This window comes from Streptomyces sp. NPDC001927, from assembly GCF_053594455.1.
Genome location: NZ_JBSFEN010000002.1, coordinates 321982 through 335452 on the forward strand (window position 1 = coordinate 321982; position 13471 = coordinate 335452).

A 13471-nucleotide genomic window follows, 5' to 3' on the forward strand; every position below is an offset into this window, starting at 1 on the left:
TGACAGCTCTCTCGCGTGGCGCCGGGCTGCCGGGGCTTTACGAGGCCATGGCCCGTACGGCCGCCGGGGCGCGGTTCCAGTGCATTCGGGACCACGGGAGGGCGAGGTCGCTCTGGTTGGACACCTCACGCGGGGCGAGGTCCTCGATCCGTGCGGCCTGCCCGTGGCGGGCGTAGACGGTGTCGACGTAGCGGTGGCCCGTGTCGGGGGCGATGAAGAGGATCGTGCGGTTCGGGGAGCGGTCGCGTTCGTGGCGGGCCGCCAGGTAGCCGGCGCCGGTCGACAGGCCCGCGAAGACCGCGTGCCGCCGCAGCAGGTCGACGCTGCCGGCCAGGGCCGCTTCGAAGGAGATCCAGTGCAGCGTGTCGTACAGCTCGTGCGAGACGTTCTCGAAGGGGATGGAGCTGCCGATCCCGGCGATGATGATCTCCGGGTCCGAGACGTGCTCGGCGCCGAAGGTGACGCTGCCGTACGGCTGGACGCCCACGAGGTCGACGTCGGCCGGGCCGTCGGGCGCCGCGCGCAGGTAGCGGGCGAGGGCGCCCGTCGAGGCGCCTGAGCCGACGCCGCCGACGATGGTCAAGCCCTCCACGCCGGTGGACTCCCGGATCCGGTCGGCGATCGCGCGGTAGCCGAGGTAGTGGATGTCGTCGTGGTACTGCCGCATCCAGTGGTACTCGGAGTGTTCGGCGAGGATCTCGTGGATCCGCTCGACGCGTCGCTTCTGGTCGAGCTTGAGGTCGCTGCACGGGTCCATCTGCTCCAGCGTCGCGCCGAGGATGGAGAGTTGGGTGCGCAGCGTGTGGTCGACCGTCGTCGAGCCGACGATGTGACAGTGCATGCCGTGCCGGTGGCAGGCCAGGGCGAGGGCGTACGCGTAGATGCCGCTGGAGCTGTCGAGGAGCGTGTCCCCGCGCCGTACGACTCCGGTGTCGAGCAGGTGGCGCACCGCCGCGAGCGCGGAGACCACCTTCATCGTCTCAAAGCGCAGGCAGACGAGCCGGTCGTCGAGGCGTATCAGGTCCGGCCGGCCGATCGCCTCCGCGATGTGCTGGTCCATTCAGGATCTCCTTGGTGGTGGTGAAGGTCGTGAAGGCCCGGGTGGCGGGGATGCCGTGGGCGTCCAGGGCGCGCAAGCAGCTGCGCATGCGGTGCCGCAGGCCCGGGGCGGCGGGGTCGAAGAGGACGCCCGCCACCGCGCCGCTGTGCGCGATCTGGACACCCGCCGCACCGACCCGCCTGGCGATGGCCGTCAGTGCGTCGAACTCCGCGTGGGCGAGGACCTGTTGGCCGCGTCGGGCGCTGGCAGTGGCGACCTCGCCCAGCAGTTGGGCATCGCCCGTGGCCACGGCCCGGCGGAGCAGGGTGCGCAGTCGCTCGAACGCGCGGATGTCGGCATCGGTCGCCTCCCGCACGGGCAGGGCGAGGGTGTCCACGGGTGCGCCCCCGCCGAGGGTGCAGCCCACGACGACCAGCGGTGGCAGGGCCGGGCCGAGGACCTCCAGGACCCGGCCCTCCCGCTGGGCGAAGAGCACCGGGCGGCCGTCCAGCATCAGCGGATCGCAGGCCAGCTCCGCCCGTACGGCGACCCGGGCGACCGTGTCCGGCGCCAGCCGCAGTCCGTACGAGTCCGCGACCGCGCGCACGGCGGCGATCACATCGCTGGTCGAGCTGCCCATGCCCAGGCCCACGGGTATGGCGGACGTGAGCCGCAACTCCCCGCCGCAGGGCCGCTCTCCGGTCCGCTCCGCGCACTCGGCCACCGCGAGTGCCGCCGCCCGGGCGGCCTTCGTGCGCCCGACGGGTACGACGGTCAGCGCCTCGGGTGCCGTGCCGGGCCGGCGGACGAACTCGGCGGTGCTGCCGGGGCCGGCCATGGGGAGCGTGACCAGGCCCGCGCACCGGCGCCCGTCCTCGTCGAGGAAGACGCCCTGGAGGATCTCGCCGTGGTGGCAGGGCGCGTACCCGGTGCCGGTAGGGAGGGCACCGGCACCGGGTACGGCCGGGTGGGCGGCGGGGATCACGCGCCGCCCACCGTCCGGTAGCGGTACAGGACCGTCTCCTCGGCGCTGAACTGAGAGAAGGGGAACGGCTCCGCGGACAGGGCGGTCACGCCCGAGCCGAGGAAGGCACGGGCGACGGCGCTGCCGGTCTGCGCGTACACGATCAGCGGGATGCCCCGGGAGCGGCAGCGCTCCAGGATGGTGTCGAACGAGCCGTTGCTCAGGGTCATTCCGGTGGCGACGACGGCCTCGGCGCTCTCCAGCACCTCGTGCATGTCGGTGGTGACCGGGTCGCCCCACTGGGTGGCCTTGAGGTTGAAGTCGCAGGGCAGCGGTTCGCCGCCGCGCTCGCGGATCGCCGCGACCAGCGGGTTGACGACGCCGATGAGCCCGACCTTGGCGCCCTCCTCGATGTCCAGGAGCCCGGCGATGGCCGCGTCGCGGGCCTTCGCGCGGACCTCCGGGGTGCCGGTGGGGAGGGTCACGGGCTCGGCGTCGCCCGCCTCGGCGGCCACGCGGTGCGGGCGGGTCTCGGAGAGGTACGCGTCGAGGGCGGCGATCCGCAGCGGGCGCGGCGCCTCGCGCAGCAGGACGTCGAGCGGGGTGCCGGAGGAGTCGCGGCAGATCGACGGGTCGATCTCGCCGGCCTCGAAGGCGCAGCCGCCGAAGGAGCCGCCGAGGCGGACCAGAACGTACTGGTTGAGGTAGGTGGTGTTGCCGCCGGCCAGGCGGGTGCCGTGGTGGATCCAGAACACGCTGGTGGCGACGAGTTCGGAGGGCAGCGGGCCGTGTTCGCCCGCGAGGACGGCCTCGATGAGCGCGTCGACGGTCGGGGCCGCGGTGTCGGTGGCGATGCTGGAGAGCTGGGTTGTCCGGTTCATGGGGATTCTCTTCTTCACAGGGCGGGTTGAGGTGTCGGCGCCATCGCCGGGGCTGGTGCACCGAGCGGGCCGCGGTACGTGACCGTGGGGTTGCCCAAGGCGTCGGTGGTGAGTTCGGCGTCCACCTCGAAGACCTCGGCGAGCCGCTCCGTGGTCAGGACGGCGGTGGGGGTGCCGGAGGCGATCAGGCGGCCGTGGTGGAGGAGCAGCAGCCGGTCGCAGTACCGGGCGGCGAGCGCCAGGTCGTGCAGCGCGACCAGGACCGTCTGGTCGGTGCCGGTCAGCAGCTCCATCAGTTCCAACTGGTGTTTGACGTCGAGGTGGTTGGTGGGTTCATCGAGCAGGAGTGCGTACGGCTGTTGAGCCAGTGCGCGGGCGATGTGGGCGCGCTGCCGCTCACCGCCCGAGAGCGCCTTCCAGGAGCGGTCGGCGAGTGCGGTGAGTCCGACGCGCTCCAGCGCGGCGGCGACCACCGCCCGGTCGGTGGCGTCCGGCCCGCGCCAGCGGTCCCGGAACGGGGTGCGTCCGAGGCCCACGACGTCGGCGACCCGCAGATCGCTGTCCGCGCCCGAATCCTGTTCGACGAAGGCGACATGGCGGGCGATGCGACGCGCGCTCCAGTCCCGTACCGACTCCCCGCCGTAACGGACCGTGCCCGCGTCGGGCGCCCGAAGGCCGGCCAGGCAGCGCAGCAGCGAGGACTTGCCCGAGCCGTTGGGGCCGAGCAGTCCGACGGTCTCACCGGGGGCGATGTCCGCGCTGACCTCGCGTACGACTGGCGTGCCCGCCACCGACCAGCTCAGCGCTTCGACGGTGATCCTCACAGTTCACCCCTCTTGCGCAGGACGAGGAGGAAGAGCGGCACGCCGAGCAGAGCGGTGATCACGCCCACGGGGACCTCGCGGGGTGCGAAGGCGATCCGCGCCAGCGCGTCCGTCCACACCAGGAACACCGCGCCCGCAAGGGCCGCGTACGGCAGCAGCACCCGGTGCAGCGGCCCGACGAGGAACCGCACACCGTGCGGGACGATCAGCCCGACGAAACCGATGGCGCCGACGGTCGCCACCGCCACCGCGGTCAGCGCGGCCGTGACCACGAGGAGGAACATCCTCGTGCGCCGTACGCCGATGCCGAGGGAGGCCGCGGTGTCGGTGCCGAACGCGAGCCCGTCGAGGGCGTACGCGCACAGCCACGCCGCCGCCAGACCCAGCGGGGTGACGATCGCGCAGACCACGACCGTGTCCCAGCGGGCCGGCGCCATCGAACCGAGCAGCCAGTGAGTGACGGCCCGCGTGGTGTCCGCGTCCGCCGAGGCCATCAGGACCAGCGAGGTCAGCGCGGTGAAGAGCTGGCCGACGACCACGCCGGTGAGGACGATACGTACGGAGTCGAGGCCGGTCCGCCGCAGCAGGAGCAGGAGCAGCCCGAAGGAGAGCAGCGCACCGGCGAGTGCACCGCCGGTGACTCCGAGCGTGCTCGCGCCGACCCCGAGGACGACCACGGTGACGGCGCCCGTCGACGCCCCCGAGGAGACGCCGAGCAGGTAGGGGTCGGCGAGCGCGTTGCGGGTGACCGCCTGGAGCACCGCGCCGCACACGGCGAGCGAGGCGCCGACGAGGGCTGCCATGAGCACGCGCGGCAGGCGCAGGTCCCAGATGAGGGAGTCCACCAGCGGGGGCAACGGCTGTACGTCCAGGCCGAGCTGGGCGCCGAGGACGCGGCCCAGGTCCGCCCAGCCCACGTCGGCGACGCCGATGCGCACGGCCGCCGCCACCGAGCCCGCCAGGGCGCCCGCGGCCAGGAGGAAGAGGACCGCCTGGGCCGCCGCGGAGCGGCCGGGATGGCCGGCCGTTCCGGGCGGCAGGGGCCGGGTGGTGACGGAGTCTCCCGGGGAGCCCCCCGTCACCACCCGCCCGCGGGCCGCCGGCAGCAGCAGATCCACCGGGCCCCTCGGGGTCGCCGGGTCAGCGGACATACCCGAGGTCCTTCATGCCTTCGGCCAGCAGCCCCAGGGCGTGCACGGAGCGCACCGAGGGGTCCAGTTCGATGCCGGGCACGGTGAGGATCTTGTTGTCGCGGACCGCGGCCAGCTTGGAGATCACCGGGTGCTGGGTCATCGTGGCGCGCTTCTCGGCGGCGCTGTCGCCGGGCCGGCCGCGCTCGGACAGGTCGCCGATCACGATGAAGTCGGGGTCGCGCTCGGCGACTTCCTCCCAGGAGACCTCCGGCCAGTCCTCGTTGACGTCGTCGAAGGCGTTCTTCGCGCCGACGATCCGGCTCATCTCGCTGGGCAGGCCGGTCTTGCCCGCCACGTACGGCATGCCGTTGAAGACGGAGTAGAGGTAGACCACGGTCGGCCGGTCCGTGCCCTGCGGGACCTTGGAGGCGTTCTCCCCGGCCTTGGCGATGGCGGCGCGCTGGTCGGCGGCAAGCTTGCCCGCCCGCTCCTGGGCGCCGAAGACCTTGCCGAGGTTCTCGTAGTCGGAGAAGAGCAGCTCGAAGGGGGTCTTGCCGGCCGGGTTCTGCTGCGGGCAGTCCACGGCGCTGACGAAGGTGGGGACCTTGAGGGCGCCCAGCTCCTCGCGGGTGCCGGCGCGGTCCTTGGTGTAGAGGTCCGAGGAACCGGCGACGACGAAGTCGGGGGTGGCGGCGCGCAGTTGCTCACCGGTGGCGATCTTCGGCGCGATGACCGGGACCTTGGCGTACGCGGCCTGGTACTGCGCGGGGATCTTCGTCTTGAGGTTGGCGGTTCCCGCCATCCGGTCCTGGAGACCGAGTTCGAGCAGGGTCTCGGTCGAGGTCTGATCCAGGGCGACGGTCCGCTCGGGCGGCGCGGTGAAGGACACCTGTCGGCCGCAGCTGGTGACGGAGGCCGCCTTGGCCGCGGGCCTGGTGTCCGTCTTCGAGCCATGGTCGGCCGCCGTGGAGCAGCCCGCGGTGGCGAGGGCGAGGGTCAGGGCGATGCCGAGGCGGGCGGGGTGGCGCATGGGTTCTCCGGTCTGGGAGGGCGGGCGTGGGCGTTGTCGTGCACCGGGCAGGAATGCCGCGTTCGAAAGGGTACTGTAATGGCATTCATTTTCATTAAGAACACAGGGGTGCGGTTCAGCAGGCCGCTCCCCCGCCCCGAGGAGCAACCACACCGTGGCCACCACACCCGTACCGACACCCACCAAGACCGAGGCCCCGCCCCCGCGTTCAGTCCTCCGGGACCCCGCGTTCCTGCGCCTGTGGGCGGGCACCACCGCCTCCGGGCTCGCGACCTGGGCCCTGCCCTTCGTCCTCGGACTCGCCGTACTCCACCGCGACCTCGGCGCCGCCGGCCTCGGCCTGGTCCTCGCCGCCCGCACCGCCGGCTTCCTCGCCGCCGTCGCCGTCGGCGGCGTACTGGCCGACCGGCACTCCCGCCGCGCGGTCGTCCTCTGGTCCGCCCTCGCGGCGGCTGTCGCCGCGCCCCTCCTCGCCGCCGGGCTCGGCCGCTCGCTCGTGCTGATGACGGTCGCGGCCGCCCTCGCGGGCGCCGGACAGGGCGCCTGCCGCCCGGCGTTCCAGGCGCTCACGGCCGAGACCGTCGACCCCGAGCGCCGCCAGCAGGCCAACGCCGCCATGACGATGGCGGTACGGAGCTCCACGCTCGCGGGCCCCGCCCTGACCGCGCTGCTCGCGGCCTTCCTCGACGTCTGGACGCTGCTGCTCGGCATCGGCCTGCTCTGGCTGGTCGCCGCGCTCGTCCCGGGCAAGGGCGCCGGCGCGCACGCCACGACCGCGGACCCGGCCACCGCCGAGCCCACCCCGCGCGCCGGCTTCCGCGCCGAGTTCCTCGAAGGCATACGTGAGGCCCGCCGCCACCCCTGGTTCCTGGCCGGACTCGGCGCCCTCGTCGCCGTCATCGCGCTCGGCTACTCCGCCACGAGCGTCGCGCTGCCCCTGATCAGCCGGGACCGCTACGACACCGAGTGGGTGCTGGCCGCCGCCATGACCGCGTACACCGTCGGCGCGCTCGGCGGGGCCCTGGTCATCGCCCGCTGGCGCCCGCGCTCCCAGGGCTGGGCGGCCTTCGCCGGACTCGCCGTGTACGGCTTCGCACCACTGAGCCTGATGCTGCCCGTCCACCCGGTCGTGGTCGTCGCCGCGTACGCGGTCGCCGGGATCGGGATCGAGCTGTTCAACGTCCCCTGGTTCACGGCCACTCAGCGCGAGGTCGCCCCGGACAAGCTGGCCCGCGTCTCCTCACTGGACTTCCTGGTGTCCTACGGCCTGGCACCGGTGGGACTGGCCCTGATCGCGCCCGCCATCAACGCCTTCGGGGTCACCTCCGTCCTCGCGGCATGCGCCGCCGCCTGCTTCCTCGTACCGGCCGCAGCGGCGCTCGTACCCACGGCCCGCCACTTCACGCGGACGGCGCCGACGACGAAGGACTGACCGCCGCCCGTCGCTCGGCGGGCTCACCGCACCCGGTGGGGGCACCCCAGCCGTCGCGGTTCCGGGGTCCCGAACCGTCCGTCGGGACCCCGGAGGAGGCGATCAGCCAAGAGCCGTGGCGGAGTATCCGGCGGAGGCGATCGCGGCGAGGATCCGCTCCGTCGGCACCGGGTGGTCGAGTTCGACAACGGTGCGGTCGGTGCGCAGGTTGGTGCTGCTGCTGGTGACGCCGGGCACCTCTTCGATCTCGTCGTCGATGAGGAGGCCGCAGCTGTTGCAGTGCATGCCGGTGACGGCGAATTCCAGACGGAGGGTCATCGGTCGGTCTCCTTGGGAGTGGGGGTCTGGGCTCCGCTGGGCTGCTGGAAGGTGATCTCGCCGCCGTACATGCCCATGCCGCAGGTGAAGGCGAGATTTCCGGGCTTCGGGGTGCCGAGGTCGATCACTGTCCGACCGGTGACGGGGAGGATCTCCTGGACGCTGCGGTCGGGGACGACGAAGGCACGGACGCAGCCGTTGGTGTCGTCGGTGGCGACGACCAGCTTCGTCGGCAGGCCGGCGGTCGCGGTGATCGCGGTGGGTGTGTAGGCGTTGGTACGGGCCTGAATGGTGATCGTCTGCTCCCCGCGCACAGTGGTCACGGTCTCGCCCGGCACCGTGGCAGCGGCCGCCGCGGCAGGCGCCGGAGTCGGCCACCAGCCGCCGAGTCGCAGTCCTGAGCCGGCGGTCCACAGGGCGACGGCAAGGATGACCACGGCGGTGATGGTGGTGAGACGGCCCTGCCAGAGGCGGGCGGCCGAGCGCAGGAAGAAGCCCAGGACGGCGAAGAGGGGCCCGGTGCCCAGGACGAAGCCGGCCATGACAGCGGCTCCGGCGAGTGGGGAGCCTGCGGTGACGGCGATCAGTTCCACGCTGAGCGTGACGCCGCAGGGGATGAGGAGGGTGAGGAAGCCGAGGACGGCCGGAGTGCCGACGGCGGTCGACTTCGCCGACCGGCGCACTCGTCGCCCCCATGAGGCGGGCGGCCGAGGGACGAAACGTCGCACGGCGCGCACGCCGAGCATGTCGAGCGCGAACAGCACCATCAGTACGGCGCTGGCCACCAACAGGACGGCGCGGGTGCGGGGTCCGGGTTGGATCGACTCACCGGCCAGGCCGAGGGCGGCGCCGAGGAGGGTGTGGGAGGCGAGCTTGCCGCCGAGGAACGCGCCGACGGGCGCGAACAGGCCGCCGCGTTCCCCTGCTTCGGGGGTCCCCGCTGCGGCGCGGCGGCCGACTGCACTGGCGAGCAGGCCGCCTTGGACGGCTGCGCATGAGGCACCGCCGGCGAAGAGACCGGTGGCGAGGCTGGTGACGAACAAGGTGGTGGTGGAAGCCATGGAGGGAGAACTCCCCTGGTGAGAAAGCCGGATCAGGACACGGCAAGGCACCCGCCGCACGACGAGGGGCGGGCGGGTGCGCGTGACATCAGGTCCGGCTGACGCAGAGGAGAGCGACGGGATCGGGTGCCCGGGGCCAGGCGCATCCGTCCCCAGAGGCCCAGGGCGGCTGCACGGCCGTTGTACGCGGCTCCGCGAGGGCCTCGGGGCCGGGAGCTGCCGCGAGCCCGACGGCCGAGGGAGGGTGCGCGTTCGCGAGCGGACAGTCCATGCTCGTATCGGGGCAGCCCCCGTGTGCCGGGCCGACCTCTTGGAGCGCCTTCCCGGTCGGCGGCGCGGCCGTACCGACGTTCCCGTTCGTGGCCGTCATGCCGGGCATGGTGTCGGCCATAACCATCGCACCGTGCCCGGGGCCCCACATCAGATAGGCGCAGGCGAGCAGTGCACCGGCCACGAGGGCGGCGACAGCAGGCCAGGGCTTCCGGACAGGGCGGACGAGCATGGCCTCGATGCTACCCAGACACCCACGGCCGCCCGTCTCCGCCCTCGACGGCCAGGCGGCACGCCAGCCGGCGCCGGGGGGCGCGGCGGAGTCGGACACGGCGGGCATAGACTCCCTCCGCATCGTCCTGCCCGAGGGCATCACGCCCGAAGCCGTCGTGCTGAAGGGCGGGCCGAAGGGCTGGACGCTGACCCCCTCGAAGAAGCGAGGGGTGTCGCGAGAAAGCCGACCCGACGCGCCGCCGCCGGCTCCACCCTTGAGCGGCCCCGTGGGGCCTTCTTCCGGCAGGCTGCCCGTTGCCGCCGGCGCTCCCACCGCGGAAGTGTCGGGCTGACTGCCCACCACCTGATCGCACGCCGTCACCGCGAGCAGGAGAGCGGCAAGGGCGCACATCTCAGCGAAGTTCACTCGCCGCGCGCGACGGAGATCGCGTCGCTCAGCGCCTGCGGAGAACGGGTGGACAGGTAGATGTACGGCGTCGGATCGTCAGCATCGACCACTTCGATCCTGACCGCGTCGGGTACGAAGCCCCGCATCAGCATGTGAGCCCGCAGGTCGGCCTTGTACGTACGCCACGCACGGGCCTCTTCGCCCTCCAGGACCTCGACCTTGCCGAGGGCCAGGAGGGGTACCCTCGCGTCGTCGGCGACGAGCAGGTTGCCCACGATCCTGATCCGCGAGGATCCTTGAGCGTTCACCCAGGAGCACGCCACCGCCGTGCCGACGACGAATCCACCGAGCGCTGCGGGCAGACCGTACGGGAAGACGATGAGGGCCGAGGCGAAGCCGATCAGCGCGGCGATCACCCAGTAGGAACGAGGAGCGGTGAGCCACTCGTCGTAGGTGGGCGAGATTCTGGTCGTCATGTGGGACGGTCCCGTCTCATGCGGTGCGCGGAGCGAGCACTCCACTTCGGCGAACTCCCGGTCTGCACTCACCGGGCGAGCCGGGAGTCGATGAGGGCCTTGAACGATTCGTACGAGCCCGGGGTCTGGATCTTCACCCCGTCGACGAAGAAGGTCGGCGTTCCCTGCACACCAAGCCCGAGTCCGTCCTGCTGGTCGGCCTTGACCCGTTCCAGGGTGGCCGGCGCCTTCACGGTCGCGTCGTACTTCGCCATGTCGAGGCCCAGACCGGCCGCGTACGTACGGAAGAGGTCGGCCTTGGACTCCTGGGCCTCGCCCCACTCCTTCTGTGTCGCGAAGAGCTTGGTGTACATGCCCTCGAACTTCCCCTGCTGGGCCGCTGCTTCGACCGCGAGGGCGGCGGTGGTGCTGTTGTGGTGACCGGGCATGGGGAAGTAGCGGGCGACGAACGTCACGCGGTCCTTGTACTCGGCCCGCAGCTTCTCGACGGTCGGGTGGACCGCGCCGCAGCCTTCGCACTCGAAGTCGAGGAACTCCACGACGGTCAACTCGCTGCGCTGGGGCGTGGTGAGCCTGTGGCTGTTGTCCCGTACTGGCTGGGCATCGACGGCCGGCTTGGCGTTCATGGCCGCGGAGCCAATGTCGTTCGGCGCGAAGAGGAGGAAGGAGCCGAACGCGACGGCGAGCGCCGCCACGAGGACCGCGGCGGCCAGGAGGTTCTTCTTGAGTTTCGTCATGCTTCCTCAGGTGTGGGGTGGTCGGAGGCCGCCGGACCGGGCTGTCCGGGGACCTTGGCGATCTGCGGAGCGCGGTCGCGTGCGTGGAGGCTCGCCAGGTAGGCGTTGTAGGCAGCGAGTGGGTCGTTGCTGTCGCCCCGGTCGATCTGACGGTCCACGCGCCGGGCCTCGCGGGCGTCGGAGCGGACCCACTGGATCGCCAGGATGATCGTGGTGATCAGGACGGGGATGTCGCCGGTCGCCCAGGCGATGGCTCCCCCGTTGTACTGGTCGTCCAGGAGCGACGGCCCCCAGCCGCGCGCGAGATCGGTCCACCAGTCCTCGCCGATCACGCTGACGGAGCTCATCAGGGAGATGCTGAACCAGGAGTGGAACGGCATCGTCAGCATGAGGACGAAGAGGCGTCCGAGGTGAGGTGGCCTGCGTGGGCCCGGATCGATTCCGATGATGACCCAGAAGAAGAGCAGGCCGGCCGCGAGGAAGTGGATCAGCATCACCATGTGCCCGAGGTGGCTGCGCATCAGCGTCTCGAACAACGAGGTGTAGTAGACGGCGAAAGCGCTGCCGATGAATACGATGCTCGCCACCGCGGGGTGGGAGATGATCCGCACGTAGCGGCTGTGGAGCAGACGCAGAAGGGCTTCTCGTGGGCCGTCCGGGCCGTCCTTGGCCGCGGACGGCATTGCTCGTAGCGCAAGCGTGGCCGGCGCTCCGAGTACGAGCAGAATGGGGACCGTCATGGCGAGGATCATGTGCTGGCCCATATGGACACTCATCATGACCTTGCCGTAGACGGCCAGTCCGCTCATGGTCGCCGGCACGGTGACCGCCAGGCCCGCCAGCCATGAGATCGTCCGGCCGACCGGCCACGCGTCACCTCGGGCGCACAGCTTGCGCACCGCGGCGAGGTAGAGGGCGGCGGCCGCGGCGGTGCCGAACGCGAAGAGCGGGTCGAAGTGCCACTGCGTGAACAGAGGCGTCCACGGGAAGTCCCCGAGCGGCGGGGGCATCGGAAAGCCGAGGAGTTCCTCCGCCGGGCTCGGTTCGGAGCCGCCGGCACCCGGAGCGGGCGTGCGCGACAGTGCGACGGCCAGGCCCATGGTGGTCGCCATGATCAGTACTTCGCCGATCGCGATGCGGAGGAACGGTCGCCGCTCCCCGTCGCCGAGCGCTGCCAGGGTGCGGCGCCGGTGCCACGAGCCCAGGCCACCGAGCGCGGCCAGAGCGATCAGCTTGGCGATGACCATCAAGCCGTACGCGCTGGAGAAGAGCACGTCGAGCGACGGCAGCCGGACCACCGCGTTCACCAGTCCGCTCGCCGCCACAGCCAGGAACGCGCCACCGGCCAGCACACTGAAGCGCCGCACCGCGACGCCCACGCCGTCCTCGCGACGGAGAACGGCGACCACCAGGAAGACCAGTCCGCCGACCCAGACCGCGACGCCCGCCACATGCAAGGCGAGGCTGGTGACGGCGGCATCGTGGTTGGACGCCGCGGCGGAGTGACCCGTGAACGCGGGCGGGAGCACGCCGACGAGCGCGAGCACGACCGCAACTCTGGCCCAGCGAACGGTCGTGACCCCCATCGCCATGGTCGCGAGGACGAGACCGGCGCCGGTCATGATCGCGTAGGAGCGTCCCCGCGTATCGTTGGCGACGAAATCCGCCACGACCGCCGGCTCCAGCACGGCGGCGACGGGTTGGGCGAACAGGTCCGACAGCGTGAACACCAGAAGAGCTGCCGATGCGAGCGCCCAGATGCCTGCCGCGACGGAAGCGGCGGCCACGTACCGCAGCTGGGTGGTGCTCAGGCGTCGACGGCTCGGCAGCAGGACAGAGGCGAGGAGGAGTGCGCCGATCGTGGCGACCGAGGCGATGTCACTGACCACTCGGGCCATCGGCAGCCCCCATGCGGTCAGCTCACTCGCGTCCTCGATTCCGGGTACCGCCTGAGCGCTCCCCCCGGCGACGCCGACACCGACCGCCGTGACGACCACGGCAAGAGCGCCGGCACCTACGAGGAGCAAGGCAGGGCGAGGGGCGCGCAGTCTGTCACCCGTCATGGCGGCGCCTCCGTCGCCACACGACCGCGGCAGCGGTTGCGAGGGCGAGAGCTCCGCCCACGGCCAAGAGTGCGAGGACGGGAGCGGAGACCGATGCCGAGGACGCCCCGCCGGCGGCGGGGGGCGGCGCCGATCGGCTCGGTCGCGGCACCGCTGTGCTCGCCGACCGCGACGGCGTGGGGGCCGCCTTCACCGTGAAGCTGTACGAGCCTGTCACCGGATGCCCGTCGGCCGACACGACTCGGTACCCGACCGTGTACTGCCCGGCGCCGAGCCCGGGCTTCACCGCCAGGATCGCGCTCTTGCCCTCCACCTCGGGCCCGCCTTGGCCGGCCTGGGTTCCGTCCGGTGCCGTCAGCGCCACTTTCGCGTAGCGCTCGGCCATCTCGTCACTGAAGGTCAGACGGATGCTGGGGGGCGGGGCGTCGAGAGACGCACCCTGCTCGGGTGTACTGGAGACGAGGTCGGTGTGGGCGGATGCGGGCACCGTTGCGGACCAGACGAGCACAGCGCTGAGGGGAACTGTCAGAACACGCGCTGCCACGCGAGCAGTTCGGCTCGCTGAGGTTCGGGGATGCATGAAGGCTGGGGTCTCTCTCTGCGGACCCACCCGGATACGGG

Annotated in this window: 14 protein-coding genes; 1 reads left to right on the forward strand and 13 read right to left on the reverse strand. The window is 72.0% G+C overall.

What is annotated here, in order from left to right; all coding sequences use genetic code 11:
- Positions 1-37: 37 nt before the first annotated feature.
- Genes ACWCO8_RS06020 through ACWCO8_RS06045 form a run of 6 tightly spaced genes read right to left on the reverse strand, consistent with a single transcriptional unit; the run spans position 38 to position 5871 of the window.
- On the reverse strand, positions 38-1060 hold the full coding sequence (locus tag ACWCO8_RS06020; RefSeq protein WP_451031143.1) for a pyridoxal-phosphate dependent enzyme: 1023 nt from the start codon (positions 1058-1060) through the stop codon (positions 38-40).
- Entirely contained in the window at positions 981-2024 is a 1044-nt protein-coding gene (locus ACWCO8_RS06025) for a GHMP family kinase ATP-binding protein (protein ID WP_451031144.1), read from the reverse strand. Before ACWCO8_RS06025 ends, ACWCO8_RS06020 begins: the two co-directional genes overlap by 80 nt.
- Positions 2021-2884 carry a Rossmann-like domain-containing protein gene (locus tag ACWCO8_RS06030; RefSeq protein WP_451031145.1) on the reverse strand — a complete coding sequence of 288 codons (864 nt, stop codon included), beginning with the start codon at positions 2882-2884 and terminating at the stop codon, positions 2021-2023. Before ACWCO8_RS06030 ends, ACWCO8_RS06025 begins: the two co-directional genes overlap by 4 nt.
- 14 nt (positions 2885-2898) lie before the next feature.
- The gene (locus tag ACWCO8_RS06035) at positions 2899-3708 is read right to left on the reverse strand and encodes an ABC transporter ATP-binding protein (RefSeq protein ID WP_451031146.1); all 810 of its coding nucleotides are present in this window, start codon (positions 3706-3708) and stop codon (positions 2899-2901) included.
- Positions 3705-4859 (reverse strand): FecCD family ABC transporter permease, encoded by a 1155-nt coding sequence (locus ACWCO8_RS06040; protein WP_451031147.1) that lies wholly within the window; start codon positions 4857-4859, stop codon positions 3705-3707. The genes ACWCO8_RS06035 and ACWCO8_RS06040 overlap by 4 nt, the downstream gene beginning before the upstream one ends.
- Complete coding sequence (locus tag ACWCO8_RS06045; RefSeq protein WP_451031148.1) at positions 4849-5871, reverse strand: ABC transporter substrate-binding protein; 1023 nt, start codon at positions 5869-5871, stop codon at positions 4849-4851. The genes ACWCO8_RS06040 and ACWCO8_RS06045 overlap by 11 nt, the downstream gene beginning before the upstream one ends.
- Before the next feature lie 154 nt (positions 5872-6025).
- On the opposite strand from ACWCO8_RS06045, the gene ACWCO8_RS06050 reads away from it, so the two are divergent.
- A complete protein-coding gene (locus ACWCO8_RS06050) occupies positions 6026-7303 on the forward strand; it encodes an MFS transporter (RefSeq protein WP_451031149.1) in 1278 nt (425 codons plus the stop codon).
- A 102-nt stretch (positions 7304-7405) separates the two neighbouring features.
- On the opposite strand, the gene ACWCO8_RS06055 is transcribed toward ACWCO8_RS06050, so the two are convergent.
- From ACWCO8_RS06055 to ACWCO8_RS06085, 7 genes are all read right to left on the reverse strand, one after another.
- On the reverse strand, positions 7406-7621 hold the full coding sequence (locus tag ACWCO8_RS06055) for a heavy-metal-associated domain-containing protein (RefSeq protein WP_451031150.1): 216 nt from the start codon (positions 7619-7621) through the stop codon (positions 7406-7408).
- Positions 7618-8682 (reverse strand): urease accessory protein UreH domain-containing protein, encoded by a 1065-nt coding sequence (locus ACWCO8_RS06060; protein WP_451031151.1) that lies wholly within the window; start codon positions 8680-8682, stop codon positions 7618-7620. Before ACWCO8_RS06060 ends, ACWCO8_RS06055 begins: the two co-directional genes overlap by 4 nt.
- Positions 8683-8770: 88 nt before the next feature.
- On the reverse strand, positions 8771-9184 hold the full coding sequence (locus ACWCO8_RS06065; protein ID WP_451031152.1) for a hypothetical protein: 414 nt from the start codon (positions 9182-9184) through the stop codon (positions 8771-8773).
- Between the two features lie 404 nt (positions 9185-9588).
- Positions 9589-10050: a DUF3093 domain-containing protein gene (locus ACWCO8_RS06070; RefSeq protein ID WP_451031153.1), complete on the reverse strand. Its 462-nt coding sequence runs from the start codon at positions 10048-10050 to the stop codon at positions 9589-9591.
- 68 nt (positions 10051-10118) lie between these two features.
- Positions 10119-10787, reverse strand: a complete 669-nt coding sequence (locus ACWCO8_RS06075) for a DsbA family protein (protein ID WP_451031154.1) — start codon at positions 10785-10787, stop codon at positions 10119-10121.
- A complete protein-coding gene (locus ACWCO8_RS06080) occupies positions 10784-12850 on the reverse strand; it encodes a cytochrome c oxidase assembly protein (protein WP_451031155.1) in 2067 nt (688 codons plus the stop codon). Before ACWCO8_RS06080 ends, ACWCO8_RS06075 begins: the two co-directional genes overlap by 4 nt.
- Positions 12840-13430 carry a copper resistance CopC family protein gene (locus tag ACWCO8_RS06085; protein WP_451031156.1) on the reverse strand — a complete coding sequence of 197 codons (591 nt, stop codon included), beginning with the start codon at positions 13428-13430 and terminating at the stop codon, positions 12840-12842. The genes ACWCO8_RS06080 and ACWCO8_RS06085 overlap by 11 nt, the downstream gene beginning before the upstream one ends.
- Between the last annotated feature and the right edge of the window lie 41 nt (positions 13431-13471).

Bases quoted from the DNA above. Each gene is read 5' to 3' on its own strand.
- ACWCO8_RS06020 (WP_451031143.1), bottom strand. From the start codon at position 1,060: ATGGACCAGCACATCGCGGAGGCGATCGGCCGGCCGGACCTGATACGC.
- ACWCO8_RS06030 (WP_451031145.1), bottom strand. From the start codon at position 2,884: ATGAACCGGACAACCCAGCTCTCCAGCATCGCCACCGACACCGCGGCC.
- ACWCO8_RS06040 (WP_451031147.1), bottom strand. From the start codon at position 4,859: ATGTCCGCTGACCCGGCGACCCCGAGGGGCCCGGTGGATCTGCTGCTG.
- ACWCO8_RS06045 (WP_451031148.1), bottom strand. From the start codon at position 5,871: ATGCGCCACCCCGCCCGCCTCGGCATCGCCCTGACCCTCGCCCTCGCC.
- ACWCO8_RS06055 (WP_451031150.1), bottom strand. From the start codon at position 7,621: ATGACCCTCCGTCTGGAATTCGCCGTCACCGGCATGCACTGCAACAGC.
- ACWCO8_RS06060 (WP_451031151.1), bottom strand. From the start codon at position 8,682: ATGGCTTCCACCACCACCTTGTTCGTCACCAGCCTCGCCACCGGTCTC.
- ACWCO8_RS06065 (WP_451031152.1), bottom strand. From the start codon at position 9,184: ATGCTCGTCCGCCCTGTCCGGAAGCCCTGGCCTGCTGTCGCCGCCCTC.
- ACWCO8_RS06070 (WP_451031153.1), bottom strand. From the start codon at position 10,050: ATGACGACCAGAATCTCGCCCACCTACGACGAGTGGCTCACCGCTCCT.
- ACWCO8_RS06075 (WP_451031154.1), bottom strand. From the start codon at position 10,787: ATGACGAAACTCAAGAAGAACCTCCTGGCCGCCGCGGTCCTCGTGGCG.
- ACWCO8_RS06080 (WP_451031155.1), bottom strand. From the start codon at position 12,850: ATGACGGGTGACAGACTGCGCGCCCCTCGCCCTGCCTTGCTCCTCGTA.
- ACWCO8_RS06085 (WP_451031156.1), bottom strand. From the start codon at position 13,430: ATGCATCCCCGAACCTCAGCGAGCCGAACTGCTCGCGTGGCAGCGCGT.